This window comes from Micrococcus terreus (assembly GCF_900116905.1).
GTDB classification, from domain to species: domain Bacteria; phylum Actinomycetota; class Actinomycetes; order Actinomycetales; family Micrococcaceae; genus Citricoccus; species Citricoccus terreus.
Genome location: NZ_FPCG01000004.1, coordinates 189561 through 215267, shown reverse-complemented (window position 1 = coordinate 215267; position 25707 = coordinate 189561). Strand labels below are relative to the sequence as shown.

At 68.4% G+C, this 25707-nt stretch carries 22 protein-coding genes; 20 read left to right on the top strand and 2 right to left on the bottom strand.

Annotated features, from left to right (window positions below; translation table 11 throughout):
* Nucleotides 1–19: 19 nt before the first annotated feature.
* From BM355_RS06845 to nrdR, 19 genes are all read left to right on the top strand, one after another.
* A complete protein-coding gene (locus BM355_RS06845; protein WP_091696460.1) occupies nt 20–1816 on the top strand; it encodes a peptidoglycan D,D-transpeptidase FtsI family protein in 1797 nt (598 codons plus the stop codon).
* Nucleotides 1817–1850: 34 nt separating this feature from the next.
* The gene (locus BM355_RS06840) at nt 1851–3563 is read left to right on the top strand and encodes a Mur ligase family protein (protein ID WP_091696457.1); all 1713 of its coding nucleotides are present in this window, start codon (nt 1851–1853) and stop codon (nt 3561–3563) included.
* A 13-nt stretch (nt 3564–3576) separates the two neighbouring features.
* Nucleotides 3577–5127, top strand: coding sequence for a UDP-N-acetylmuramoyl-tripeptide--D-alanyl-D-alanine ligase (locus BM355_RS06835; protein WP_091696454.1), 1551 nt, complete (start codon nt 3577–3579; stop codon nt 5125–5127).
* On the top strand, nt 5124–6227 hold the full coding sequence (mraY, locus tag BM355_RS06830; RefSeq protein ID WP_091696451.1) for a phospho-N-acetylmuramoyl-pentapeptide-transferase: 1104 nt from the start codon (nt 5124–5126) through the stop codon (nt 6225–6227). Before BM355_RS06835 ends, mraY begins: the two co-directional genes overlap by 4 nt.
* Nucleotides 6224–7753, top strand: a complete 1530-nt coding sequence (gene murD, locus BM355_RS06825) for a UDP-N-acetylmuramoyl-L-alanine--D-glutamate ligase (RefSeq protein WP_091696449.1) — start codon at nt 6224–6226, stop codon at nt 7751–7753. Before mraY ends, murD begins: the two co-directional genes overlap by 4 nt.
* Nucleotides 7754–7764: 11 nt before the next feature.
* Nucleotides 7765–9060 (top strand): putative lipid II flippase FtsW, encoded by a 1296-nt coding sequence (gene ftsW / locus BM355_RS06820; protein WP_177227871.1) that lies wholly within the window; start codon nt 7765–7767, stop codon nt 9058–9060.
* Nucleotides 9057–10196 carry an undecaprenyldiphospho-muramoylpentapeptide beta-N-acetylglucosaminyltransferase gene (gene murG / locus BM355_RS06815; protein ID WP_091696447.1) on the top strand — a complete coding sequence of 380 codons (1140 nt, stop codon included), beginning with the start codon at nt 9057–9059 and terminating at the stop codon, nt 10194–10196. The genes ftsW and murG overlap by 4 nt, the downstream gene beginning before the upstream one ends.
* Nucleotides 10193–11680, top strand: coding sequence for a UDP-N-acetylmuramate--L-alanine ligase (murC, locus tag BM355_RS06810; RefSeq protein WP_091696444.1), 1488 nt, complete (start codon nt 10193–10195; stop codon nt 11678–11680). The genes murG and murC overlap by 4 nt, the downstream gene beginning before the upstream one ends.
* Nucleotides 11670–12479, top strand: a complete 810-nt coding sequence (locus BM355_RS06805; RefSeq protein WP_177227870.1) for a cell division protein FtsQ/DivIB — start codon at nt 11670–11672, stop codon at nt 12477–12479. Before murC ends, BM355_RS06805 begins: the two co-directional genes overlap by 11 nt.
* A 177-nt stretch (nt 12480–12656) precedes the next feature.
* A complete protein-coding gene (gene ftsZ, locus BM355_RS06800) occupies nt 12657–13880 on the top strand; it encodes a cell division protein FtsZ (protein ID WP_091696712.1) in 1224 nt (407 codons plus the stop codon).
* Nucleotides 13881–13893: 13 nt separating this feature from the next.
* A complete protein-coding gene (locus tag BM355_RS06795) occupies nt 13894–14715 on the top strand; it encodes a purine nucleoside phosphorylase YfiH/LACC1 family protein (protein ID WP_245760648.1) in 822 nt (273 codons plus the stop codon).
* A complete protein-coding gene (locus BM355_RS06790) occupies nt 14712–15494 on the top strand; it encodes a YggS family pyridoxal phosphate-dependent enzyme (RefSeq protein WP_091696436.1) in 783 nt (260 codons plus the stop codon). The genes BM355_RS06795 and BM355_RS06790 overlap by 4 nt, the downstream gene beginning before the upstream one ends.
* Nucleotides 15495–15581: 87 nt before the next feature.
* Nucleotides 15582–16154 (top strand): cell division protein SepF, encoded by a 573-nt coding sequence (locus BM355_RS06785; protein ID WP_091696433.1) that lies wholly within the window; start codon nt 15582–15584, stop codon nt 16152–16154.
* Between the two features lie 74 nt (nt 16155–16228).
* The gene (locus BM355_RS06780; protein WP_091696431.1) at nt 16229–16519 is read left to right on the top strand and encodes a YggT family protein; all 291 of its coding nucleotides are present in this window, start codon (nt 16229–16231) and stop codon (nt 16517–16519) included.
* Between the two features lie 169 nt (nt 16520–16688).
* Nucleotides 16689–17459, top strand: coding sequence for a DivIVA domain-containing protein (locus tag BM355_RS06775; RefSeq protein WP_091696429.1), 771 nt, complete (start codon nt 16689–16691; stop codon nt 17457–17459).
* 192 nt (nt 17460–17651) lie between these two features.
* Complete coding sequence (gene lspA, locus BM355_RS06770; protein WP_177227881.1) at nt 17652–18206, top strand: signal peptidase II; 555 nt, start codon at nt 17652–17654, stop codon at nt 18204–18206.
* Nucleotides 18196–19152, top strand: a complete 957-nt coding sequence (locus BM355_RS06765) for an RluA family pseudouridine synthase (protein ID WP_091696710.1) — start codon at nt 18196–18198, stop codon at nt 19150–19152. Before lspA ends, BM355_RS06765 begins: the two co-directional genes overlap by 11 nt.
* Nucleotides 19153–19306: 154 nt before the next feature.
* The gene (gene dnaE / locus BM355_RS06760; RefSeq protein WP_245760657.1) at nt 19307–22819 is read left to right on the top strand and encodes a DNA polymerase III subunit alpha; all 3513 of its coding nucleotides are present in this window, start codon (nt 19307–19309) and stop codon (nt 22817–22819) included.
* 118 nt (nt 22820–22937) lie between these two features.
* The gene (nrdR, locus tag BM355_RS06755; RefSeq protein WP_091696420.1) at nt 22938–23432 is read left to right on the top strand and encodes a transcriptional regulator NrdR; all 495 of its coding nucleotides are present in this window, start codon (nt 22938–22940) and stop codon (nt 23430–23432) included.
* A 106-nt stretch (nt 23433–23538) separates the two neighbouring features.
* Here the strand turns inward: nrdR and ppgK are convergent, their stop codons facing one another.
* Together ppgK and map are read right to left on the bottom strand one after the other, a co-directional pair.
* The gene (gene ppgK / locus BM355_RS06750; RefSeq protein WP_091696707.1) at nt 23539–24303 is read right to left on the bottom strand and encodes a polyphosphate--glucose phosphotransferase; all 765 of its coding nucleotides are present in this window, start codon (nt 24301–24303) and stop codon (nt 23539–23541) included.
* A 158-nt stretch (nt 24304–24461) separates the two neighbouring features.
* Nucleotides 24462–25409, bottom strand: a complete 948-nt coding sequence (gene map, locus BM355_RS06745; RefSeq protein ID WP_091696418.1) for a type I methionyl aminopeptidase — start codon at nt 25407–25409, stop codon at nt 24462–24464.
* 64 nt (nt 25410–25473) lie between these two features.
* On the opposite strand from map, the gene BM355_RS06740 reads away from it, so the two are divergent.
* Nucleotides 25474–25677, top strand: coding sequence for an SPOR domain-containing protein (locus tag BM355_RS06740; RefSeq protein WP_091696415.1), 204 nt, complete (start codon nt 25474–25476; stop codon nt 25675–25677).
* Nucleotides 25678–25707: the final 30 nt, after the last annotated feature.

Genomic DNA, 25707 nt, shown 5'->3' with positions numbered 1-25707 from the left:
ACCCGGAAGGACGCCCTCTATGGCCCACGCCCCCGTCGCCAGTGACACGCTGCATCTGAGTGCTCGTCGACTGCGTGTGGGGGTGGCGGTGGCCCTGGTGCTGCTGCTGATCCTGGGACTGCGTCTGATGTTCGTGCAGGGCGTGGACGCGGCCGGACATGCCCAGAAGGCGATGGACGAGCGGCTGCGTTCGATCACCCTGACCCCAGACCGGGGGTCCATCCTGGACCGGGAAGGCCGGGTCCTGGCCTCGTCGGTCCAACGGTACGACCTGGTGGTGGACCAGCGACTGGTGACGGAGGAGTACAAGCGCTGGAACCGCGAGACGAACAGCCAGCAGGTGGTCCGACTGGACGATGACGTGGCCACGCTCGCCCCGATCCTCTCCATGGACCCGGATGAGCTGAAGCAGCGTCTGGTGGGGGAGCGGCCCTACCGTGTGGTGCTGCGAGGAGTCACGCCAGAGGTGAAGAACGGAGCCATGGAGGTGCGTGTCCCCGGACTGCTGGCCGAGCCGGTGGCCGAACGGTCGTACCCCAACGGTGCGGTGGCCGGGAACATCCTGGGCTTCATCAGTGATGACGGTCAGCCGCTGGAGGGTCTCGAGGTCAGCCAGGACGAGCAGCTGGCCGGTACGCCCGGCACGCGCACCTATGAGATCGGTCGAGATGGCATCCGCATCCCCAACGCCGAGTTCTCTGAGACGCCGGCTGTGGACGGCAAGGACATCCGGCTGACGATCGACCAGGATGTGCAGTGGTTCGCGCAGGAGGCGATCGCCACCAAGGCCGCTCAGTACAACGCGGCCTGGGCGAACGTCGTGGTCCAGGACGTCAAGACCGGCGAGATCCTGGCGATGGCGGACAACCAGACGGTGGACCCGTCCAACCCTCAGGGGACCGACTCCCTCTTCTGGCGTCCGACCTCGTTCACCCAGTCCTATGAGCCCGGCTCCACCGGCAAGGTCGCGACCTTCGCCACGGCCCTGGAGAAGGGCGGTGTCAAGCCCCTGGACGAGTACTCCGTGCCGAACCAGCAGGAGTTCGAGGGACACATCATCAACGATTCCCTGCCGCATGCCACCTACGACATGACCACGGCGGGGATCTTCACCCGTTCCTACAACACCGGCACCGTCCAGGTGGCCAACTCGGTGGACACCGCCACCCGTTTCGACTTCATGGAGAAACTGGGATTCGGCCAGCCGATCGACATCGGGCTGCCCGGAGGCAACCAGGGCATCCTGGCCCCGCCGGATCAGTGGGACGGACGGCAGAAGTACACCACCATGTTCGGGCAGGGGTACACCGTGACCAGCCTGCACACCGCCCAGATGTTCCAGACCGTGGCCAACGGTGGAGTGAAGATGCAGCCGCGACTGATCGACTCCTATATCGACGCCGACGGGATCGAGCACCGCGCCGACTCGGGCGAGGGGACCCGGGTCTACTCCGAGCAGACCTCGCAGGAGATGCTCAAGCTCATGGAGGGCGTGGTCCAGGAGGGCACCGGCGGAGACGCCAGGATTCCGGGCTACCGAGTCGGCGGCAAGACCGGAACCGGCCAGGCCGCAGGAGCGGGTGGCTATGACGGGCACACCACCTCCTTCACCGCAGTGGCACCGCTGGACGATCCCCGGTTCGTGGTCTCCGTGGCGGTGCATCGGCCGCAGGGCTACTGGCGGGACTGGAAGGTCACGGACACCGCAGGACAGGTGATGGGGTACCTGCTGAACAAGTACAACGTGCCCCCAACGGACGCCGAGCCGCAGCACTACGATGTCTTCACCGAGGAACCACAGAAGCGACCGTGGTGACAGCCTCTTGCCCCCACGACGCCCAGGACCACACATGACCACACATCTGAGCCCCGCCGACCAGGATGCCGCGTTCCGACCAAAGCGGACCGCCGCGCTGCCCTGGGACACGCTGCTCCGGGCATTGGAAAGCCAGGGCCAGGGAGCCCTGGTGGCCCGCGGCGGCTCCTCCGGAACCGGTCCGTCGGGGATCTCCATGGACTCGCGCACGGTGCGTGCCGGCGACCTGTACGTGGGCGTTCCGGGCGCGCGCCGTCACGGCGCCGAGTTCGCCGCGCAGGTCGTGGAACAGGGGGCCGTCGGTGTGCTCACCGATGAGGCCGGCGCCGCGTGGTGTGCGGATCTGCCAGAAGGCACCGTCGTGCTGATCGTGCGGGACGTGCGTGACGCCGTCGGGCCTGCCGCCGGAGCGATCTACCGGGGAGTGGAGGACGCAGCGGGGCCTCGGCTGATGGGCCTGACCGGAACCAACGGCAAGACGACCACCAGCTGCTTCCTCACCGCGCTGCTGCGGGAGCTGGGAGAGCGCACCGGGCTGATCGGGACCATCGAGATCCGGGCCGGCGAACGGACCGTCCCCTCCACCCTGACGACTCCTGAAGCCACACAGCTGCACGCCCTGATGGGGCTGATGCGGCAGGAACAGGTGGACACGGCGGTGATGGAGGTCTCCTCGCACGCGGTGAGCTACCGCCGGATCTCCGGCCTGCACTACCGGGTGGCCGGTTTCACCAATCTCAGTCAGGACCATCTGGACCTGCATGGGTCCATGGAGGACTACTTCCAGGCCAAAGCCGGACTCTTCCAGGCCGAGCGCACGGACCGGGCGGTCATCACCCTGGACGGGGGCCCCGAGGCCAGCTGGGGTCGCCGGATGGCGCAGGCGGCCACCTGCGAGGTCTCCACCCTGAGTCTGGGGCCGGTCGCCGAACACGACTCCGCCGACGGCAGTGTGGACCCCGGTGCCGACTGGGCCGTGCAGGAGCTCATGCCCGAGGCGTTGGGCCACCGCTTCACCCTGGTCCACCAGCCCACCGGACGACGCTTCCCCGCCTCGACCGGACTGCCCGGACGGTTCAATGTGGCCAACGCCGCTCTGGCGGCCTGCATGGTCCTGGAGGGGGCGCCCCAGGACTGGGACAGGATCGGCCAGGTGTTGGATGTTCCCGTGGGCCGCGGCCCCTTCGCCACCGCCGTGCCCGGCCGGATGGAGGTCGTGGGGCACTCCCCGGCGGCCATCGTGGACTTCGCACACAACCCGGACGGCATGGTCCGTGCCCTGGACTCTGTGCGTGAAGCTCGCCGGGCAGCGGGCAACACCGAGGGACGGACCATCATCGTCTTCGGCGCCACCGGTGACCGCGACGCGACCAAACGCCCCCTGATGGGCCAGATCGCCGCTGAGTGGGCCGACGTCGTGATCGTCACCGATGACGACCCCCATTCGGAGGACCCTGGGGTGATCCGCGCCGATGTGCTGGAGGGCGTGCGGGCGGCTGCCGCGCGGGCCGGACAGGACGGCCGCTCCGTGCAGGTGCACGAGTCCGCGCCGCGCCCGACGGCGATCGAGCTGGCCGTGAGCCTGGCCACGCCCCAGGACACCGTCCTGCTGGCCGGCCGTGGCCACGAGACCTCCCAGGACTTCAACGGGACACGGGTCGAGTTGGATGACCGGGTGGCGCTGCGCGAGGCCCTGCACCGCCATGGACACCCGTTCCTCACCGGTTCCTCATCTGCAGAGCGGTAAAGTCAGTGCGGTCATGATCGAACTCAGCGCAGCCGACATCGCCTCGGCCACCGGCGGAACACTCACCGCCACCGTCTCCCCGGACACGGTGGTCCACAGTGCGACCACCGATTCACGAGAGATCACCTCCGGGGCCCTGTTCATCGCCAAGCCGGGTGAGCAGGCCGACGGCCATGACTTCATCCCGGCGGCCCGCAGTGCCGGAGCCCGGCTGATCCTGGCCGAGAGGGAGACCACGGACGCCTCCGGGACGGTGGATCCTGCCGTGATCGTGGCTGACGTCGTGGTGGCCATGGGGGCTCTGGCCGCAGAGATCGTGCGACGGATCCGTGCGCATTCGCCCACCACGGTCATCGGGATCACCGGCTCTGCCGGAAAGACCACCACCAAGGACCTGCTGGCGGCGCTGCTGAGCACCCAGGGTCCCACCGTGGCGCCCATCGGCTCCTACAACGGGGAGGTCGGCGTACCTCTGACCGTCTTCGGAGCCGATCTGGACACGCGCTATCTCGTGGTGGAGATGGGCGCTGACCACGTGGGCAACATCGAGTACCTGTGCCAGATGGTCCAGCCGGACATCGGCGTGGTCCTGATGGTCGGCACCGCGCACGCCGGAAGCTTCGGGGGAGTGGAGAACATCGCCCGCACCAAGGGCGAGCTGGTGGAGGCGCTGACGTCCACGGGAGTGGCCGTGCTGAACCGGGACGACTCTCGCGTGCGGCTGATGGCCGAACGCACCCAGGCCCCCGTGGCATGGTTCTCCACGGATCCCGGTGCCTTCGCCGGCATCGACCAGGCGCTGCAGGACGGATCAGCCGCCTTCTCCGCCCTGGCCCAGGACCTGACGACCTCCCAGATGGGCGAGCCCGACTTCACCCTGCGCATCGGCCAGGGCACGCACGCCGAGGGTCATCACGTGGTCTCAGGGCTGATCGGCTCTCACCACGCCTCCAACCTGGTGGCGGCCGCAGCGGCAGCCCACGCCGCCGGCATGGACCCGCAGCAGATCGCCGCCACCCTGCACGGTCTGGGCGCGGTGAGCCGGCACCGGATGGAGCGACGCGATCGTCCGGACGGCGTGACCATCATCAACGACGCCTACAACGCCAACCCCGAGTCCATGCGCGCCGCCCTGCAGACCCTGGCCATCCTGGGCCGCTCGACCGGGCGTCGCACCGTCGCCGTGCTGGGGGAGATGCTGGAGCTGGGCGAGCACCGGATCAGGGAGCACACCCTGATCGGGGAGACCGTGGTCCGGCTGAACATCGATCAGCTGCTGGTGGTCGGAGACGGGGCACGCCCGCTCTTCGTCGGTGCCGTGAACGAAGGCTCGTGGGGTGCGGAGGCCGAGCATGTCTCGACCCTGGACGAGGCCGAGGCCCTGTTGGCCGATCGCCTGCAGCCCGGTGACATCGTGCTGGTGAAGTCCTCGAACGGGGTGGGTCTGAGGTGGCTGGGCGATCGTCTGGCAGATGCCGGGCACGCCGCGTCCACACCGGCCCCGGGCCCCGCAGCGTCCGACCACCAAGACCCCTCGGGGATGCAGAAGGAGCAGGTTCGATGATCGGAGTGCTGATCGGCAGCCTGCTCGGGCTGCTCATCACAGTGGCGGGAACGCCCCTGTTCATCAAGGTCCTGGTCAAACGCGGCTACGGCCAGTTCGTGCGCGACGACGGTCCCACCACGCACAAGACCAAGCGTGGCACCCCCACCATGGGCGGGGCGGTCATCGTCTTCGCCCTGATCGTGGCGTACTTCCTGACGCACTGGATCCTGAGCCTGATGGGTCTGGACAACGCCGGACCCACGGTCTCGGGCATGATCCTGCTCTTCCTCACGGCAGGCATGGGTCTGGTGGGCTTCATCGACGACTTCACCAAGATCTCCAAGCAGCAGTCCCTGGGCCTGACCGCCTGGGCCAAGATCGTGCTGCAGGGCGTGGTCGGCATCTCCTTCGCCGTCCTGGCGCTGAACTTCCCCAACGAGCGGGGCCTGACGCCGGCCTCCACGGCGATCTCCGTGGTCCGGGACACCAGTGTCGACCTGGCGTTCGCCGGACCGCTGCTCGGTGCCATCCTGTTCGTGATCTGGTCCAACCTGATCACCACGGCCACCACCAATGCGGTCAACCTCACGGACGGTCTGGACGGCCTGGCCACCGGTGCCACCGCCATGGTGACCGGTGCGTACGTGCTGATGACCATCTTCCAGGCCAACCAGTCCTGCCGGGTGCTGCCCGGCACGGAGGGGTGCTACGAGGTGCGTGATCCCATGGACCTGGCCATGCTCGCCGCGATGCTCACCGGTGCTCTGGCCGGTTTCCTGTGGTGGAACACCTCCCCGGCGAAGATCTTCATGGGTGACACCGGTTCCCTGGCCCTCGGAGGCGCCCTGGCCGGACTGGCGATCCTCTCCCGGACCGAGCTGCTCCTGGTCATCCTGGCCGGACTGATGGTCGTCATCGCGGCCTCGGTCATCATCCAGGTCGGCTTCTTCAAGCTCTCCGGCGGCAGGCGGGTGTTCCTGATGGCGCCGCTGCAGCACCACTTCGAGCTCAAGGGGTGGGCGGAGGTCACCGTCGTCGTGCGGTTCTGGCTGATCGGCCTGCTGTGCGTGAGCGTCGGCGTCGCCCTGTTCTACGGTGAGTGGGTGCTGGGCCGATGACCACCTCCACACCGATCGACGATCGCCTGGCCACCCTGACCACCTGGGACGCCGACTGGTCCGGGCTGCGGGTCGTGGTCACCGGCATCGGCGTCTCCGGCTTCGCCATCGCCGACACCCTGGCCGAGCTGGGGGCCGACATCGTGGTGGTGGACGGGGCTGACACTGAGCAGAACCGGGCCAAGGCGGACACGCTGCGGATCGTGGGGGTGCGCGAGGTGCGGCTGGGTGCCCAGCACGTCCAGACCCTTCCCGACGTCGGCGGCGCACCTGCCGAGCTGGTGGTCACCTCCCAGGGATGGAGACCGGACCAGCCGCTGCTGGTCGCCGCCGGGCAGGCGGAAATCCCGGTGTGGGGCGAGGTCGAGCTGGCCTGGCGGGTGCGTGAACGGTCCGGACGCAGGACCGCGGACTGGCTGTGCATCACAGGCACCAACGGCAAGACGACCACCGTGGGGATGGTCGAGTCCATGCTGCTGGCCGCCGGTCAGCGGGCGATCGCCTGCGGCAATGTGGGCATGCCCCTGTTGGACGCCATCCGCGACCCGGAGGGCTTCGACACCCTGGCGATCGAGCTGGCCAGCTTCCAGCTGCACTGGACCCATCACATGGAGCCGGCTGCGTCGGTGGTGCTCAACGTGGCTGAAGACCACGTGGACTGGCACGGGTCGTTCGATGCGTACTGGGCGGACAAGGCCAAGATCTACGAGAACACCCGTCTGGCGTGCATCTTCAATGAGCAGCAGGAGCTGACCATGCGGATGGTCGAGCAGGCCGATGTCCAGGAGGGATGCCGAGCGGTCTCCTTCTCCACCCAGACTCCGGGGCTGTCCTCCCTGGGTGTCGTGGATGACCTGCTGGTGGATCGTGCCTTCCTGGACGAACGGCGCCATCAGGCCCTGGAACTGGGATCCCTGCAGGACCTGGGACCGATCGCCCCGCAGCATCTGGTGGCCAATGCCCTGGCCGCCGCCGCGCTGGTGCGGGCCATCGGCGTCTCACCGGAAGCTGTGCGGGACGGTCTGCGCGCGTACCGTCCAGGCGACCACCGCATCCAGCTGGTGGCCCGGGCCGAGGACGTGATGTGGATCAACGACTCCAAGGCCACCAACCCCCATGCCGCCGATGCCTCGCTGTCCGCGTTCAAGGACGTGATCTGGATCGCCGGAGGGCTGCCCAAGGGCGTCACCTATGACGAGCTGGTGCAGTCCCACCGGGACCGGCTGCGCGCGGTGGTGCTGATCGGCGCCGACTCCAGCGAGCTCGCAGGAGCGTTGCGGCGACACGCGCCGGACCTCCCGGTCCTCGGCCCGGGCGTGGGCGAGACTGGTAGCGGCCTCACGGACGGGCACCAGGCCATGGAGCTGGCCGTCCGCGCGGCCGACTCCGTGGCTCGATCCGGAGACGTGGTGCTGATGGCACCGGCCGCCGCGTCCATGGACCAGTTCACGTCCTATGCCGATCGCGGCACCGCCTTCATCCACGCCGTCGCCCGCCTCATGGACTCCAAGGGGCTGGGCAGCTAAGGAGCCCGTCCATGGTGACCACCCCACACCGGCCCTCGAGCCGCACCCGGGGACCAGCCAGGGCCGGAGGATCCTCCAGCGTCGCCCCGCCGCCGCTGCTGCGCCGGATCTGGGCGTGGATCGAGGGCAGCGCCGCCTCCTCCACCTCCTACTTCCTGGTGCTGGGCTGCACGCTGGCCCTGACCGTGATCGGGCTGGTCATGGTGCTGTCCTCCTCGTCCGTGGAGAACATCGGCACCCGCGCCGGCTCGTACGACCTGTTCATCAAACAGGGGATCTTCGCCTGTGGCGGCATCGCCCTGATGTTCATCGTCTCTCGATTCCGACCTCACCAGCTCAAGGCCCTGGCCTGGCCCGCGCTGGGGCTGGCCATCATCCTGCTGCTGCTGGTGTTCACGCCCCTGGGCAAGGAGGTGGGCGGCAACCGGAACTGGATCGAGATCGGCGGTCAGACCGCCCAGCCCTCCGAGGCGGCCAAGCTGGCCCTGTGCCTGTGGTCCGCAGCCGTGCTGGAACGCAAGGCCAGACTGGTCGGCAAACTCCAGCACAGTCTGGTGCCGGTGGTCTTCCCCGGCGGGGCCGTCGTCGTCGCGCTGATCCTGCTGGGACGTGACCTGGGCACCTCCCTGGTGATCATGCTCATCCTGGCCGTGGCACTGTTCCTGGCCGGAACCAGGCTGACCTACTTCGCCATCGCCGGTGGCGTGGCCGTCGTCGGGGTGGTGATCCTGGCCCTGGCTTCCGGCAACCGCAACACCCGCATCCTGGCCTGGCTCGGCCAGAACTGCGATGCCCCCTCGGACCCGTGCTATCAGTCGGACCACGGGATGTATGCCCTGGCCTCCGGCGGCTGGTGGGGGGTGGGCCTGGGACAGTCACGCCAGAAGTGGAGCTACATCCCCGAAGCCGAGAACGACTTCATCTTCACCATCCTGGGCGAGGAGCTGGGCCTGCTGGGTGCTCTGCTCGTGCTGGCGCTGTTCGCCGGACTGGCGGTGGGCATGTTCCGGGTGGCACGCCGTGCAGACTCGCTGTTCGTGCGGATCTGCACGGGCACCATCATGGCGTGGATCATCGGCCAGGCCTTCGTCAACATCGCCATGGTCACCGGGCTGCTCCCGGTGATCGGCATCCCGCTGCCGTTCATCTCCTATGGTGGATCCGCGCTCACCCTGGTGCTGCTGGCCATGGGTGTGGTGCTGTCCTTCGCCCGGGAGGAGAGGCGTGCGATCCTGGCACGGACGGGACAGCCTCCAGCCCCGACTCCAGCCGACCCCACTGCGAAGCCCACAGGAGCCACGTCATGACCGTAGCCACAGGTGCCACCGCCTCGCCCGCGGGAGTCCTCAGGGTGGTGCTGGCCGGTGGCGGGACCGCCGGTCACATCAGCCCCATGTTGGCCATCGCCGAGGCCCTGCGCCACCAGGACGGGGACGGCCCGGTGCACTGCACCATGGTCGGCACCGCCTCCGGGATGGAGACTCGATTGGTCCCCGCCGCCGGGTACGAGCTGGACCTGATCGACCGTGTGCCGCTGCCTCGGCGCCCCACCATGGACCTGGTCAGGCTGCCGGGCAGGATGCGCCGGGCCATCCGCGCCGCCGGAGAGATCCTGGACCGCCGGCAGGCAGACGTGGTCGTGGGCGTGGGCGGGTACGTCTCCACACCGGTCTACCTGGCGGCCGCCCGCCGGGGCGTGCCCGTGGTGATCCATGAGGCCAACGCCCGGCCGGGACTGGCCAACCGGGTCGGTGCCCGGCGTGCCGCCTTCGTGGCCACCGCCTTCCAGGAGACCGTGCTGCCCAAGGCCCAGTGGGTCGGGATGCCCATGCGCACCCAGATCTCCTCCCTGGACCGGGCCGTGGCACAGCTGCCGGCGCGCCAGGCGCTGGGGCTGGATCCGGACCTGACCACCCTGGTGGTGACCGGCGGGTCATCGGGCGCGTTGAACATCAACCGGACGGTGACCCAGGCGCTGCCGGCACTGCTGGAGGCAGGGATCCAGGTGCTGCACCTCACCGGACGGGACAAGCCGGTCCTGGATTCCCAGGGCGAGCTGCTCACCGCTGCGGGATACCACCAGCGCGAGTACCTGGACGGCATGGAACTGGCCTACGCCGCCGCCGACCTGATCGTGGCCCGCGCCGGCGCCGGGACGGTCTGCGAGGTGGCCGCCGTGGGCCTGCCCTCAGTGCTGGTCCCGTTGCCGATCGGCAACGGCGAGCAGGCCCTGAATGCCCGCGGACTGGTGGCCGCCGGGGGAGCACTGACCGTGCGAGACGAGTCCTTCACCGCAGACTGGGTCCGCACCCAGCTGGTTCCGCTGCTCTCCGAGCCTGAGCGTCTGCTGCGCATGGCCGACGCCGCGGCCTCCTTGGGAGTGCGGGACGCCGATCAGACCATGGCCCGCCTCGTGACCGAGGCAGCAGGAGGCAAGAGATGACGACCGCACACACCACCCTGTCCGGGGAGCTCCTCAGCCTGGGGCGTGTCCACTTCCTGGGCATCGGAGGCGTCGGTGTCTCCGGCATCGCGCGGATCCTGCTGGAGCAGGGTGTCCCGGTGTCCGGGACTGACGCCATGGACCTGCCGGTGATGCATCAGCTCGCTGACGAAGGTGCCACCGTGTTCGTGGGATACGACGCCGCCCATCTGGAAGCCGCCGGGCAGGTGGACACGGTCATCGCCTCCTCGGTGGCCGGACCGGGGAATCCGGAGTACGACGAGGCGGTCCGCCGGGGCATCCCCGTCCTGCATCGCTCTCAGGGCCTGGCCGCGGCCATGGCCGGTCATCGGGTGCTCGCCGTGGCCGGGACACACGGCAAGACGACCACCTCGTCCATGGCGGCGATGGCCTTCACCCGGGCCGGAGCCGAGCCCACCTTCGCGGTCGGTGCGGCCGTCGCCGGTCTCGGCACGAACGCCCGTGCCGGGGCAGGGGAGTGGTTCATCGCTGAGGCGGATGAGTCCGACGGCACCCTGCTGAACTATCGCCCCGAGGTCGCGATCGTGACCAATGTGGAGGCCGACCACCTGGACTTCTACGGTTCCGAAGAGGCCGTCCATCAGGTCTTCCGCGACTTCTCCCTGCTGCTGCCGCCCACGGGCACCCTCGTGGTCTGCACGGATGACGCCGGCGGACGTCACCTGGCCGAGTGGATCGCCGCGGAGCGCCAGGCCGGCCGCCCGGCGCCGCAGGTGGTGACCTACGGCTCGCCATCCCTCTCCCTGGAGGCGGACGTGATCCTGGAGGCCAGCGCATCCGCTGTCCAGGACACCGGACCCGGCCAGCGGGCGCGGTTCCGGTTGCAGGACGGTCGGACTCTGGACCTGGACCTGGCCGTGCCTGGCCAGCACAACGCCTTGAACGCCCTGGCCGTCCTGGCGGCCGGACAGGCGGCTGGGCTGCCTGCTGAGCAGGTCGCCGCCGGCCTGGAGGCGTTCCGAGGCACCGCACGCCGTTTCGAGCACCGTGGCGGTGCCGGCGGCGTCCGTGTCTTCGACGACTACGCGCATCACCCCACCGAGGTGGCGGCCGCCGTCGCCGCGGCCCGGACCGTCGCCGGAGAGCACCGAGTCCTGGTCATGTTCCAGCCACATCTGTTCTCCCGGACCCGGGACTTCGCCGAGGGCTTCGCCCAGGCGCTCTCGGCGGCTGACATGGTGCGAGTGCTCCCGATCTACGCCGCACGTGAGCAGCCGATGGCCGGTGTGGACGCCACCCTGATCACCGACCGGATCGATCCCGCGGTGGACGGCTCCGGGGCGGTGGCAGAGGACACCGCCCGGGGCGTGCGTGATCTCGTCGAGGCCGCGCAGCCCGGTGACGTCATCCTGACCATGGGTGCCGGAGACGTCACCGCTCAGGGGCCGGTGCTGGTGGATCTGCTGCGTCAGCGCTTCACCGAGGACGACCGTGGTCGGTGAGCGCCCTGGCTCCAGCGGGACGGCTGAGTCCACCGACTCGTCGGAGTCGACAGACTCCGACGGGCAGGTGTTGGAGTTCCCGGAGACCGATCACCGGCAGCGGCTGCGCCGCCGACGTATCGGACTGATCACCGGGATCAGCGCTGCCGTGCTGCTGGGCATCCTGGTGGCGGTGCTGTACTTCTCTCCTCTGCTGGCCCTGCGCACCATCCAGGTGAGCGGGACCGATCTGCTGCCGCGGGCCCAGGCAGAGCGGCTGCTCCAGCCTTTGATCGGTCGGCCTCTGCCGCAGGTGGGCACTCGTGAGGTGGAGGAGCTGCTGGCCCAGGAGGCGGCAGTGGACCAGGTGCGGGTGCAGGCCCAGCCTCCGTCCGGGATCGCCGTGGAGATCACCGAGCATGTCCCGGTGGCGGTCGTCCCGCGTGGCCAGCAGGCCACCCTCTACTCCGCCTCGGGCCAGGCCCTGGCCGAGGCGAGCCGGGATGAGGCCGAGTCACGGGGACTGCCCGTGGTCTCCTCGGTGAACGACGTGCAGAACCCCGAGGTGTTCAGTGCGATCACCCAGGTCCTGGGCTCGCTGCCGGCAGACATCCGAGGCCAGATGGTCTCGGCATCGGCCTCCACCGTGGATTCGGTGCGGTTGACCCTGGACGATGACCGCACGGTGCTCTGGGGCAATGCGGAGGACGCCGAAGCCAAGGTGGCCGTGCTGCGTGCTCTGATGAAGGCCGAAGCCGATGCCGAGGCCCCGGCGGATGAGTTCGACGTCTCGATTCCCGATCAGCCGGTCACCCGCTGATCGGAGGGGTGCACACCGGTGTGTCCCGGCGACACGCGGTGGTGGTCTTTGCGTGATCCCGGTGTGGGCCATAACGTTTCTACAGAGCGTTCAACTTGACATAACACTAACCTTCAACCTGAGGGTTAGACCAGTTTGAACCAGACCGTCCAGCACACCGAACAAGGGACAGACAACGTGGCAGCACCTCAGAACTACCTGGCCGTGATCAAGGTCGTCGGCATCGGCGGCGGCGGCGTCAACGCCGTGAACCGAATGATCGACGTCGGACTGCGCGGCGTGGAGTTCATCGCGATCAACACCGACGCCCAGGCACTGCTGATGAGTGATGCCGACGTCAAGCTGGACGTGGGCCGCGAGCTGACCCGTGGACTGGGTGCCGGCGCCAACCCTGAGGTCGGCCGCCAGGCCGCTGAGGATCACGCCGAGGAGATCGAGGAGGTCCTGCGCGGAGCGGACATGGTCTTCGTGACGGCAGGCGAGGGCGGCGGCACCGGTACCGGCGGCGCACCCGTGGTGGCCCGCATCGCCCGTTCGCTCGGCGCACTGACCATCGGTGTGGTGACCCGCCCGTTCACCTTCGAGGGACGCCGTCGCGCCACCTCGGCTGAGAACGGCATCGACGCGCTGCGCGATGAGGTCGACACCCTGATCGTGATCCCGAATGACCGACTGCTCTCCATCTCGGATCGCAACGTCTCCGTTCTGGACGCCTTCCGCTCGGCTGACCAGGTCCTGCTCTCGGGTGTCCAGGGCATCACCGACCTGATCACCACTCCGGGCCTGATCAACCTGGACTTCGCCGACGTGAAGTCCGTGATGCAGGGTGCCGGCTCGGCCCTGATGGGCATCGGCTCGGCCCAGGGTGAGGACCGTGCGGTCAAAGCCGCTGAGCTGGCGATCGCCTCCCCGCTGCTGGAGGCCTCGATCGACGGCGCGCACGGCGTGCTGCTCTCCATCCAGGGCGGCTCGGACCTGGGCCTGTTCGAGATCAACGAGGCCGCCCGCCTGGTCCAGGAGGTCGCCCACCCCGAGGCCAACATCATCTTCGGCGCTGTGATCGACGACGCCCTGGGCGACGAGGCGCGCGTGACCGTCATCGCCGCCGGCTTCGACCAGGTCGACGCCACCTCGGCGCCCGCCCAGGGATCCCAGGGCTCGCAGCGCCAGAACACCCCGCTGCCGGGATCTCTGCCGGTCAACGACCAGCAGAGCCAGCAGCGGTCTTCCCAGGGGCAGGACCACGGGTACGGGCAGGGTTCCTCCGCGCCTCAGGCAGCCCCGGTGGAGCAGTCCGGCTACCGCCAGGAGCCTGCCCAGCAGGACTTGCCCACCGTGGTCGAGCCCGAGTCCCACGGCTCCGGCCGTGACGACCTGGACGTCCCCGACTTCCTGAAGTGAGCGCCTGATCCCGGTGGTCTTCAGCACCCGTGTGCAGGTCTCGCCGGGCCTGCAGGTGGGCTTCACCACGACGGCGGCCGGGAACCTGGCCTTCCACGTCACCGGTGAGGCCGTCGGGCCCGGCGAACCTGCCCAGGATCCTGCATCCCTGGACCCCGAGGCCCAGGCGCGACTGCGCGATCAGGTGGCCGGCCGCCGTCGGGCCCTGGATGAGGTGATGGGCGTGCCAGCTGGCCGGACCGAATACCTGGACCAGGTGCACTCGGCCCGGGTGGTTCCTGCACGAGGCCGGGGATGGGACGCCGTCGGCTCGGCGCCGGTCCAGGCGGACGCCCAGGTCAGCCCGGCCGGACTGGACCCGTTGGCCATCATGGTGGCCGACTGCCTCCCGGTGGTGTTCGTCTCGCAGCGCGCCGGCGCATCGGAGCGGTCCGACCAGTGGGACGGACCCACCGCTGTGGCGCACGCGGGACGCCGTGGTCTGTTGGACGGCGTGCTGGAGGCCACCGTCGAGCAGATGCATGCGGCGGGCGCCAGTCGTGAGCCGGGGCGGATCCAGGCCTGGATCGGCCCGGCGATCTGCGGCCGGTGCTACGAGGTCCCGGAACGGATGTTCCAGGAGTCGGTCAGGGCACTGCCGCAGGTCGCGGCACAGACGTCCTGGGGAACCCCTGCGCTGGACCTGCCCGCCGGCGCTGAACACGTGCTCTCCTCGCTCGGGGTGCGCGTGCATCGGACCGGGGAGTGCACCCGTGAGGACGAACGCTTCTATTCGCATCGCCGGGCGCCCGGAGCCGGGCGCCTGGCAGGGCTGGTCTGGAGGACCGAGACATGACCGAGTCGACAGAGCAGCCTCGGGTCGATCCAGCCCGCCGGGAGGAGCTGGGGCGGCGTCTGGCCGTCGTGCAGGAGCGTGTGGATGAGGCGTGCCGGGCGGCCGGACGGCAGGATCGTCCCGAGCTGATCGTGGTCACCAAGTTCCACCCGGCCCAGGATGTGCGCCTGTTGGCCGAGCTCGGGGTGCGAGCGGTGGGGGAGAACCGTGACCAGGAGGCGCGGGCCAAGGCTGCCGAGGTGGCCGACCAGGACCTGGACTGGCACTTCATCGGACAGCTGCAGACCAACAAGGCCAAGTATGTGGTGCGCTACGCCTCCGCCGTCCACTCCGTGGACCGCGGCGACCTCGTGGACGCCCTGGACTCTGCGATGGGTCGGGAGCAGGCCAAGCGGCGGGATCAGGATGAGCCGGAACGGGCACCCCTGGACTGCCTGATCCAGGTGGACCTGGACCGGCGACCGGCCGAGGAGCAGCCTGCCGGGATCGGGGCCCGCGGCGGCGCTCAGCCGACTGACGTCGCCGCACTGGCGGAGCGGATCGCCGGCTCCGAGCAGCTGCGGCTGCGTGGTGTGATGGCTGTGGCACCCCTGGGGCAGGACCCGGCCCCGGCCTTCGCCGAACTGGCCGAGATCTCCCGCCGGATCCGTCAGGACCATCCTGATGCCGCGTGGATCTCCGCGGGGATGAGCGCCGATCTGGAGCAGGCGATCGCCGCAGGGGCGACACACCTGCGGATCGGCACTGATGTCCTGGGACCGCGTCCAGCGGTGGGTTAACCTCGAAGATGACCGTGGGGCATCTGCTCCACCGGCTCAGCAGTCGGCCCGAAGACCCGGGCAACGTCCACATGGTGAGGAATTTCGATGGCTGGTGCACTCAAGAAGACGATGATCTATCTCGGTCTCGCTGACGGCGACGATCAGTACGAGATGGATCAGCGTGCCGACACGCGGAACGCACGTGAGGAGCGAGAGGCCCCGTCCTACGAGCGTGCCCCGGAGCCGCGTGCTGAGCGGGCTGTCGAGGCAGAGCGCGCCGACCGCTCGGTCGGGTCCCGTGCGGTCAGCACCCGGCCCGCTGCCGAGGAGCGCGAGTACCGCGCCCCGGTCACCCCCATCAAGCGTGCAGCCCAGGGGCGGGACGACGCCTCCGCCGTGCGCCAGATCACCACGGTGCACCCGCGCTCCTACAACGACGCCAAGCTGATCGGTGAGTCCTTCCGCAGCGGGATCCCGGTGATCATGAACGTCACCGACATGGGTGAGGCCGACGCCAAGCGTCTGGTCGACTTCTCCGCCGGGCTGGTCTTCGGCCTGCACGGCTCCATCGAGCGCGTCACCAACAAGGTGTTCCTGCTCACCCCGGTCAACGTCCAGGTGCTCGGTGACGACACCGCCCTGGGCGAGGACCAGGCCTCCTTCTTCAACCAGAGCTGATCGCCGCCCCGCCGCCTGGCTCGGCCCTCACCCCGGGCCAGCGGCGTGGAGACGACTGACGTGGACAGGCTGACGTGACACTCCTCTTCTCCCTCATCTACCTGGCCTTGGCGCTCGTCCAGTACCTCCTGGTGCTGCGCATCGTGCTGGATGTGGTCCAGTCCTTCGCGCGCTCCTGGCGCCCCCAGGGACTGGTGCTGGTGATCGCCTCGGCCGTCTACACGCTGACCGACCCGGCACTGCGCTGGCTGCGCTCCAAGATCCCTCCGGTCAACGTGGGGGGCATCGGCCTCGACGTGGCGTTCCTCGTCCTGTTCCTGGCCGTGGTCATCCTCAAGTCCGTGGCTCGAGGCCTCGCCATCTGACCGTCTGAACGCCCCAGAACACCCGGTTCCCGACTCCGGAAGCGCCGGCGGCCAGTGGTAGCCTGAAACCCAGAATGTCCACGGTGCAGCAGAGTTGCCTGTGGACGAAGACCGACCTGCCACCATGTGGTGACAGGACCAACGCAGATCACGACGATGGGGTGACCACATGGCTCTCACGCCTGAGGATGTTGTCAACAAGCGATTCCAGCCGACGAAGTTCCGTGAGGGATACGACCAGGACGAGGTCGATGACTTCCTGGACGAGATCGTGGTGGAGCTGCGCCGTCTGAACCAGGAGAACGACGAGCTGCGTCGCAAGGTGGCCCAGCTCCAGGACGGTGGCGCCACCGAGACTGCCGTGCCGGCACCGGTCTCCGCTGACGGACAGGACCTGTCCGTCGTCGAGGCGGACGAGGACGCCACCACAGCCATCCCCGCTGAGCCTGTCTCCGCAGACCACGCCGAGGACGAGGGCACCCGAGCCACTTCGGAGATCCAGGACGACGAGCTCCGCGCCGAGGACGAGACCGCCACCCCGGCCGCCTTCGCTGAGACCGACTCTGAGGTCCAGGCACCCGTCGAGGCCACGTCCTCCCAGCCGGTCATCACCGAGTCCTCCCAGTCGGCCGCCGCCGTGCTGGCCATGGCCCAGCGCCTGCATGACGAGTACGTGGCCGAGGGCCAGCGGAAGCGCGATGAGATCATCGCCGAGGCTCAGACCGAGGCCACCGGCCTGGTCAACGACGCTCAGGAGACCTCGCGCAAGACCCTGGCCGAGCTGGAGGAGAAGAAGACCGTCCTGGAGCGCACGGTCGATCAGCTGCAGGGCTTCGAGCGGGACTACCGTTCGCGTCTGAAGGCCTACATCGAGGGCCAGCTGCGCGATCTGGACAGCCAGACCACCATCCAGGAGGAGACGGCCGTCAAGAAGGCCTGATCTCACCCTCATCTGACACTGCGCCGATCCGGCGCGACCCTGGCACGGGGCCGACCACGGTGAGCACTGTGGCCGGCCCCGCGTCGTCACCGCCCCAGCGAAACGTGAGCCTCCGCCACCGTGCCATCCACTGCTGCCGCCCCTGATCCACACCGCCCCTCGGCGGACCCGCATGAGCCGGTCCCTGCCCCGCTGCCGCAGCGCAGGCGCCGGTGGGCCTGGTTGGCCGTCCTGGTCCTCGTGCTGGGCTATGCCGCTGACCAGCTGACCAAGTGGTGGGTCGAATCGACCATGGAGCTGGGGCAGATCACCGATGTCCTGCCGCCGCTGCTGCGTTGGCACTACATCCTGAACCCGGGTGCGGCCTTCTCGATCGGCGAGGAGCACACCTGGGTCTTCACCATCATCCAGGCGGTGGTGGCCGTGGTGGTGATCGTACAGATCGTCCGGGTCCGCTCCGCCGTCTGGGCGGTGGCTCTCGGCGGTCTGCTCGGCGGCGTGCTGGGCAACCTCACCGACCGGCTGTTCCGGCCCCCGGGGTTCGCGGTGGGCCATGTGGTGGACTTCATCGCCCTGCCGAACTTCGCCATCTTCAACATCGCCGACTCGTTGATCGTCTGCTCGATCATCGGGATCGTGCTGTTGATGTTCACCGGCCGTCGCCCGGACGGGACCCGTGAGCAGGATCATCAGGACGGGGCCGAACCTCCTGCCCAGCCTCAGCGTGCCGGTGACCATGACGCCTGAGCCGGGGATCGTCGTCGTGCCCGTGCCGGAGGAGGAGGCGGGCAGGCGCGTGGACGCGGTGCTGGCCGGTGCGCTCGGCGTCTCTCGGACGGTGGCCGCGCAGTGGTGCGCGGAGGGGCATGTGACCGAGCGGGCCACCACCGGTCGGCGCGCTGAGCGGATCGTGGCGAAGTCCGCCAAGGTGAGTGCCGGGAGCGAACTGGTGGTCCACGTGCCGCAGACGGCTGACCCTCTGGAAGTGAAGGTGGAGATCGTGCAGGACCTCGACATCCTGGCTGATGACCCGGACTATGTGGTGGTGGACAAGCCGGTGGGCGTCGCCGCACACCCCTCGCCGGGCTGGGTGGGGCCCACCGTGGTGGGCGGTCTGGCCGGTCTGGGCTACCGCATCTCCACCTCGGGTGCACCGGAGCGCCAGGGGATCGTGCACCGTCTGGACGTGGGCACCTCCGGGATCATGGTGGTGGCCAAGACCGAGCGGGCCTACACGGTCCTGAAGGACGCCTTCCGGGACCGGACGCCGAAGAAGACCTACCATGCGGTGGTCCAGGGGCTGCCGGATCCGCTGGACGGGACCATCGACGCTCCCATCGGACGGCATCCCGGGCATGACTGGCGCTTCGCGGTGATCGAGGGCGGCCGCGAGTCGATCACCCACTACCGCACCGTGGAGGCGTTCGGACGCGCCACCCTGGTGGACGTCACCCTGGAGACCGGACGCACCCACCAGATCCGCGTGCACTTCTCCGCCCTGCGCCACCCCTGTGCCGGCGATCTGACCTACGGTGCGGACCCGCGGCTGGCCTCCGAGCTGGGGCTGACCCGGCAGTGGCTGCATGCGCACCGACTCGGCTTCCCGCACCCGGTCACGGGGGAGTGGGTGGAGTACCAGAGCGAGTATCCGGATGACCTTCGCTACGCCTTGAGCGTGTTGCGCGGGGAGTGACTAGGGTGTCCTGGCAGACGAGGCGAGGGCGTGCCTGCCAGGCGGGCACGAGACGAAGGACAGGCAACAGGTGACCACGACGACGGCCGGTACAGGGACAGCGAACGGCAAGGGCAAGGGCTTCGCTCACCTTCACACCCACACCGAGTACTCCATGCTGGATGGGGCGGCCAAGCTCACCGAGCTGTTCGCGGAGGCCGAGCGGCTGGGCATGGACTCCATGGCCATCACCGACCACGGGTACCTCTTCGGTGCGTTCGACTTCTGGAAGAAGGCCACGGACGCGGGGATCAAGCCGATCATCGGGCTTGAGGCGTACCTGGCGCCGGGTCATCAGCACCGCACGGACAAGACCAAGGTCCGCTGGGGCGAGCAGCATCAGAAGAGCGACGACGTCTCCGGCGGCGGTGCCATCACGCACATGACGCTGCTGTCCAAGAACAACACGGGCATGCACAACCTGTTCCGAGCCGCCTCGATCGCCTCTCTGGACTCGGCCTACGCCAAATGGCCGCGCATCGACCGCGAGCTGCTCTCCACCTATTCGGAGGGACTGATCGGCACCACCGGCTGCCCGTCCGGCGAGATCCAGACCCGACTGCGGCTCGGGCAGTACAACGAGGCCCGCGAGGCCGCCGCCGAGTTCAAGGACATCTTCGGGGCCGGGAACTTCTACTGCGAGCTGATGCAGCACGGGCTGGACCTGGAGAAGCGGGTCATCACCGACCTGCTCAAGCTGGCCAAGGACCTGGACCTGCCGCTGGTGGCCACCAACGACCTGCATTACACGCACGAGCACGACGCCAAACCACACGAGGCGCTGTTGGCGATCCAGTCCGGATCGACCCTGCTGGAGCCCACCTATGACCAGGGCGGTTCCCGGTTCGCCTTCTCCGGCACGGAGTACTACCTGAAGTCCCCGCATCAGATGCGCTCCCTGTTCTCCGAGCTGCCTGAGGCCTGCGACAACACCCTGGTGATCGCCGAGCAGTGCGAGGTCTCCTTCAACACCTCGGCGAACTACATGCCCAAGTTCCCCTGCCCGCCGGGGGAGGACGAGACCAGCTGGCTGATCAAGGAGGTCACCACCGGTCTGGCCGGGCGGTACCCGAACGGCGTTCCGGACCATGTGCGCAAGCAGGCCGACTATGAGCTCGAGGTCATCATCTCCATGGGCTTCCCCGGGTACTTCCTGGTGGTGGCCGACTTCATCAACTGGGCCAAGGACCACGGCATCCGCGTGGGCCCGGGACGTGGCTCCGGCGCCGGTTCCATGGTGGCCTACGCGCTGAAGATCACCGAGCTGGACCCCCTGGAGCACGGGCTGATCTTCGAGCGGTTCCTCAACCCGGACCGTGTCTCCATGCCCGACTTCGACGTCGACTTCGATGATCGCCGCCGCTCGGAGGTGATCGACTACGTCACCGAGAAGTACGGGGACGAGCGCGTGGCGATGATCGTCACCTACGGCACCATCAAGACCAAGCAGGCCCTGAAGGATTCGGCCCGTGTGATGGGCAAGCCCTTCTCCATGGGGGAGACGCTGACCAAGGCGCTGCCGCCGGCGGTGATGGCCAAGGACATTCCGCTCAAGGACATCGAGGACAAGGATGCGCCGCGTTACGGCGAGGCCGGGGAGTTCCGGGAGCTCGTCGCCTCGGATCCGGAGTCCGCGAAGGTCTTCGAGACGGCGAAGGGCATCGAGGGCCTGAAGCGTCAGTGGGGCGTGCACGCCGCCGGCGTGATCATGTCCTCCGAGCCGATCATCGACGTCATCCCCATCATGCGGCGCCTGCAGGACGGCCAGGTCATCACCCAGTTCGACTACCCCACGGCCGAGGGGCTCGGACTGATCAAGATGGACTTCCTGGGGCTGCGGAACCTCACCATCATCTCGGACGCCCTGGAGAACATCACCGCCAACCAGGGGATCACCCTGGACCTGGAGGGGCTGAGCTTCGACGATGCGGAGTCCTATGCCCTCCTGGCCCGGGGCGACACCCTGGGCGTGTTCCAGCTGGACGGCGGCCCCATGCGGTCGCTGCTGAAGATGATGAAGCCGGACAACTTCGAGGACATCTCGGCGACCATCGCGCTCTACCGGCCCGGACCCATGGGTGCCAATTCCCACACCAACTACGCCCTGCGCAAGAACGGCCAGCAGGAGATCACCCCGATTCACCCGGAGCTGGAGGAGCCGCTGCGAGAGATCCTGGACACCACCTACGGCCTGATCGTGTATCAGGAGCAGGTGATGGCGATCGCCCAGAAGGTCGCCGGCTACTCGCTGGGCCAGGCGGACATCCTGCGCCGGGCGATGGGCAAGAAGAAGAAGTCCGAGCTGGACAAGCAGTATGAGGCCTTCCACCAGGGCATGATCGACCGCGGCTACTCTGAGGCCGCCGTCAAGGCGCTGTGGGACATCCTGCTGCCGTTCTCGGACTACGCCTTCAACAAGGCGCACTCGGCCGCCTATGGTCTGGTCTCCTATTGGACGGCCTACCTCAAGGCGCACTACCCGGCGGAGTACATGGCCGCACTGCTCACCTCCGTGGGTGACGACAAGGACAAGATGGCCATGTACCTCAACGAGTGCCGGCACATGGGCATCACCGTGTTGCCTCCGGACGTCAACGAATCGTCGTTGTTCTTCACCCCGGTGGGCAAGGACATCCGTTTCGGCATGGCGGCAGTGCGCAATGTGGGCACCAACGTGGTCACCGCCATGGTGGGCGCCCGTGAGGAGAAGGGAGACTTCACCTCCTACCAGGACTTCTTCAAGAAGGTCCCCGCCGTGGTGTGCAACAAGCGCACCATCGAGTCGATGATCAAGGCCGGTGCCTTCGACTCGCTGGGCTATCCCCGCCGTGCGCTGCTGGCCATCCACGAGGAGGCGGTGGATGCCACGGTGGTGCAGAAGCGGCAGGAGGCGAACAACCAGTTCGACTTCTTCTCGCTGCTGGACGCCGAAGGCGACGGTGCGGCCGACGCCGGCCTGGGCATCGAGGTTCCGGACCTTCCGGAGTGGGAGAAGAAGGACAAGCTGGGTTTCGAGCGGGAGATGCTCGGACTGTACGTCTCGGACCACCCGCTGCAGGGACTGGGTGGCATCCTGGACCAGCATGCGGACCACTCGATCACCAGCATCCTCTCCGACGACGGCGCTCCGGACGGCTCCATGGTCACCATTGCCGGACTGATCACCTCGCTGCAGCGGCGCATCGCCAAGAACTCCGGCAACGCCTATGCGCGCTGTGAGATCGAGGACCTCGCCGCCTCGATGGAAGTCATGTTCTTCGGTCAGGTCTACGGGCCGATCGCCACGCTTCTGGCTGAGGACCTGGTGGTGGCGGTGCGTGGCCGGGTCCAGCGGCGCGACGACGGCTCGGTCACCCTCAACGCCCAGGAGCTGACCATACCGGATCTCTCCGACGGTCTGACCGGGCCGGTGACTCTGACCCTGCCCTCGTTCAAGGCCACCGAGGCGATGGTCACCGAGCTGGGCAATGTGCTCAAGGTCCACCCGGGGACCACCGAGGTGCGGATGAAGCTGACCAAGAACCGCTCGGTGGAGATCCTCCAGCTCTCGCCCGAGTTCCGGGTCAACCCGAATCCGGCCCTGTTCGGTGACCTCAAGGTGCTCCTGGGCCCCTCCTGTCTCGATTGAGGAAGCACTGCCGGCGAACCACAAGATGTAGTTGGATTTCGGTTGTGGTGACGCCATATGTAGGGTTAGGATGAATCCACGTCCTCGATCCGACAGCAGGAAGGCAACGGCACATCCCATGCACTGTCCGTTCTGCCGTCACGAGGACTCCCGGGTCGTCGACTCCCGCTCGATGGACGACGGTTCGGCCATCCGCCGGCGCCGTCAGTGCCAGTCCTGTGGGAAGCGGTTCACCACCATGGAGACCACGTCGCTGACCGTGGTGAAGCGCTCCGGGGTGGCAGAGCCCTTCGACCGGACCAAGATCATCAACGGTGTGCGCAAGGCCTGCCAGGGCCGGCCCGTCACCGGAGACGATCTGGCCATGCTGGCGCAAGAGGTTGAAGAGGTCATCCGCGCCGCCGGCAACGCCGAGGTGGACGCCCACGAGGTGGGTCTGGCCATCCTGGATCCGCTGCGTCGGCTCGACCAGGTCGCGTACCTGCGGTTCGCCTCGGTCTACCAGGACTTCGAGAACCTGAAGGACTTCGAGAAGGCGATCGAGGAGCTGCGCACCTCGGACAGCAAGGCCACACGGCCGGAGGCGCTGCAGCCTCGACTGTTCACCCGCTAGGTGAACCGCCCCGTGACGGGGCCCCACAGCTGCCGGTGGCGGCTCCGGAGGGGAAGCCGGAGCCGCCCCCGGCCACCACCCTCAGCAGCCCGTTCCGCCGACCAGATCAGGCATTCGACTCGGCCGCATACAGCGCGGCCCCCACGATCCCGGCGTTGTTGCGCAGCTCGGCCGGCACGATCGGGGTGCGCAGGTTCAGCAGCGGCAGGAAGTCGTCCGGCCGCTTGGAGATGCCGCCACCCACGATGAACAGGTCCGGCGAGAAGATCCGCTCCACGTAGGAGAAGTAGCGCTGCAGACGCTCCGCGTACGCGGGCCAGTCCAGCCCCTCGCGTTCGCGGGCCGAGGCCGAAGCGCGCTTCTCGGCCATCACGCCGTCCAGCTCCAGTGACCCCAGCTCGAAGTTCGGGACCAGGATCCCGTCATGCACCATCGCCGCGCCGATCCCGGTCCCCAGCGTGATGGTCAGCACCGATCCGGCCACACCCCTGCCCGCGCCGAACCGTGATTCGGCCAGGCCGGCCGCGTCGGCGTCGTTGATGACCCGGACCGGACGGCCCAGGTGATCGCTGAAGAGCCCCTGGACGTCCGTGCCGATCCAGGACGGGTCGATGTTGTTGGCCGAGAGGCACACGCCGTGCTGGATGATCGAGGGGAAGCAGACGCCCACCGCGGCGTCCGGCGAGGGTGCACCCTTGCGGGAATCCAGCTCAGCGGCGATCGACTCCAGGGTCTGGGACACCGATTCCGGCAGCGCTGGCTGCGGCGTGGGGATGCGGAAGCGGTCGCCCTTGAGCTGACCGCTCTTGGGGTGATCGCCCACGCGGACGATCCCACCCTTCATGCCGGTGCCACCGATGTCGATGCCCATGATCTTGCGGTAGGCGCCGTCCTGGCCGGTGACCTGATGCTGTCCGGCGGCGTGAGCCCCGGGCTGCTCGGTCTGGGCTGCTCGGTCTGCGGTGACGTGGTCCATGGGATCTCCGGTCTTGAAGGGCTGGGGGTGTGCAGGTGTGAGGCGAGGGGAGGTCAGGGCAGCGTGAGGATGTCTGCGCCGTCCTCGGTGACCACCAGGGTGTGCTCGAACTGGGCGGTGCGGGTGCGGTCCCGCGTGGTGACGGTCCAACCGTCGTCCCACTGGTCCCAGGCGATCCCACCGAGGGTGATCATCGGCTCGATGGTGAACACCATGCCCGGCACCATCAGTCGGTCGTGCGCGGGTGCGGCGTCGTAGTGGGGGATGACCAGGCCGGAGTGGAACTCCACGCCCACTCCATGCCCGATGAAGTCGCGCACCACGCCGTAGCCGAACCGCTTGGCGTAGGACTCGATCGCCCGGCCGATCACATTGATCTGGCGCCCGGGCTTGACCGCCTTGATCCCGCGCATCATCGCCTCGTGGGTGCGCTCGATCAGCAGGGCCGACTCCTCATCCACCGTGCCGACCGGGAAGGTCATGTTGTGGTCGCCGTGGTGCCCGTCCAGGTAGGCGGTGATGTCCAGGTTGATGATGTCCCCGTCCTCCAGCACGGTGGAGTCAGGGATGCCGTGGCAGATGACCTCGTTGAGGCTGGTGCAGATCGACTTGGGGAACTCGCGGTACCCCAGGCAGGAGGGGTAGGCGCCATGGTCCACCAGGAACTCGTGGGCGATCCGGTCCAGTTCGGCAGTGGTGACCCCGGGAGCGATGTGCTTCGCGGTCTCCTGCATGGCCTGGGCCGCCAGGCGTCCGGCCGCCCGGATCTTCTCGATCCCCTCGGCGTCATACACATCCGAGGCGTTGCCCTCATTCGCGGTCTTCTTCCCCACGTACTCCGGACGCTGGATGTGGGCCGGCACCGGCAGGAGGGGCCCGACGACGCCCGGCGCCAGAGTGCCCAGGGGAGCCTTGGACCCGGGCTCACCCGGGGCAGGGCCAGCAGGACGGGGTGCATTGTGGCTGGAGGTGACGGCGGTGTTCGACGCAGCGGGGGACATGACTCGATCCTATCGCCAGGCACGGACCCGTTCGGTCCTCCGCGCCGAGGTCTAGCATGGCGTCATGAGCGAGTACTGGTTCAACGTGAACACCAAACAGATCGAAGAGGGACCGCAGTCTGACTGGTCTCAGCTGCTGGGGCCCTACGCCACCCGGGAGGAGGCCCAGTCCGCGCTGGCCAAGGTCCAGGCGAACAACGACAAGTGGGACGAGTCCGACGCGCAGGACGCGAACTGGGACAACAACCCCACCAACGACACCGACTGAGACCCACCTCAGACAGCGGCAGGCCCGGGC

Coding starts and splice junctions, on each gene's coding strand:
- ftsW (WP_177227871.1), top strand. CDS start 7,765: ATGGTGACCACCCCACACCGGCCCTCGAGCCGCACCCGGGGACCAGCC.
- BM355_RS06840 (WP_091696457.1), top strand. CDS start 1,851: ATGACCACACATCTGAGCCCCGCCGACCAGGATGCCGCGTTCCGACCA.
- BM355_RS06740 (WP_091696415.1), top strand. CDS start 25,474: ATGAGCGAGTACTGGTTCAACGTGAACACCAAACAGATCGAAGAGGGA.
- map (WP_091696418.1), bottom strand. CDS start 25,409: ATGTCCCCCGCTGCGTCGAACACCGCCGTCACCTCCAGCCACAATGCA.
- BM355_RS06845 (WP_091696460.1), top strand. CDS start 20: ATGGCCCACGCCCCCGTCGCCAGTGACACGCTGCATCTGAGTGCTCGT.
- ppgK (WP_091696707.1), bottom strand. CDS start 24,303: ATGGGCATCGACATCGGTGGCACCGGCATGAAGGGTGGGATCGTCCGC.
- mraY (WP_091696451.1), top strand. CDS start 5,124: ATGATCGGAGTGCTGATCGGCAGCCTGCTCGGGCTGCTCATCACAGTG.
- murC (WP_091696444.1), top strand. CDS start 10,193: ATGACGACCGCACACACCACCCTGTCCGGGGAGCTCCTCAGCCTGGGG.
- dnaE (WP_245760657.1), top strand. CDS start 19,307: ATGCTGGATGGGGCGGCCAAGCTCACCGAGCTGTTCGCGGAGGCCGAG.
- BM355_RS06775 (WP_091696429.1), top strand. CDS start 16,689: ATGGCTCTCACGCCTGAGGATGTTGTCAACAAGCGATTCCAGCCGACG.
- nrdR (WP_091696420.1), top strand. CDS start 22,938: ATGCACTGTCCGTTCTGCCGTCACGAGGACTCCCGGGTCGTCGACTCC.
- murG (WP_091696447.1), top strand. CDS start 9,057: ATGACCGTAGCCACAGGTGCCACCGCCTCGCCCGCGGGAGTCCTCAGG.
- BM355_RS06785 (WP_091696433.1), top strand. CDS start 15,582: ATGGCTGGTGCACTCAAGAAGACGATGATCTATCTCGGTCTCGCTGAC.
- BM355_RS06790 (WP_091696436.1), top strand. CDS start 14,712: ATGACCGAGTCGACAGAGCAGCCTCGGGTCGATCCAGCCCGCCGGGAG.
- BM355_RS06835 (WP_091696454.1), top strand. CDS start 3,577: ATGATCGAACTCAGCGCAGCCGACATCGCCTCGGCCACCGGCGGAACA.
- BM355_RS06765 (WP_091696710.1), top strand. CDS start 18,196: ATGACGCCTGAGCCGGGGATCGTCGTCGTGCCCGTGCCGGAGGAGGAG.
- murD (WP_091696449.1), top strand. CDS start 6,224: ATGACCACCTCCACACCGATCGACGATCGCCTGGCCACCCTGACCACC.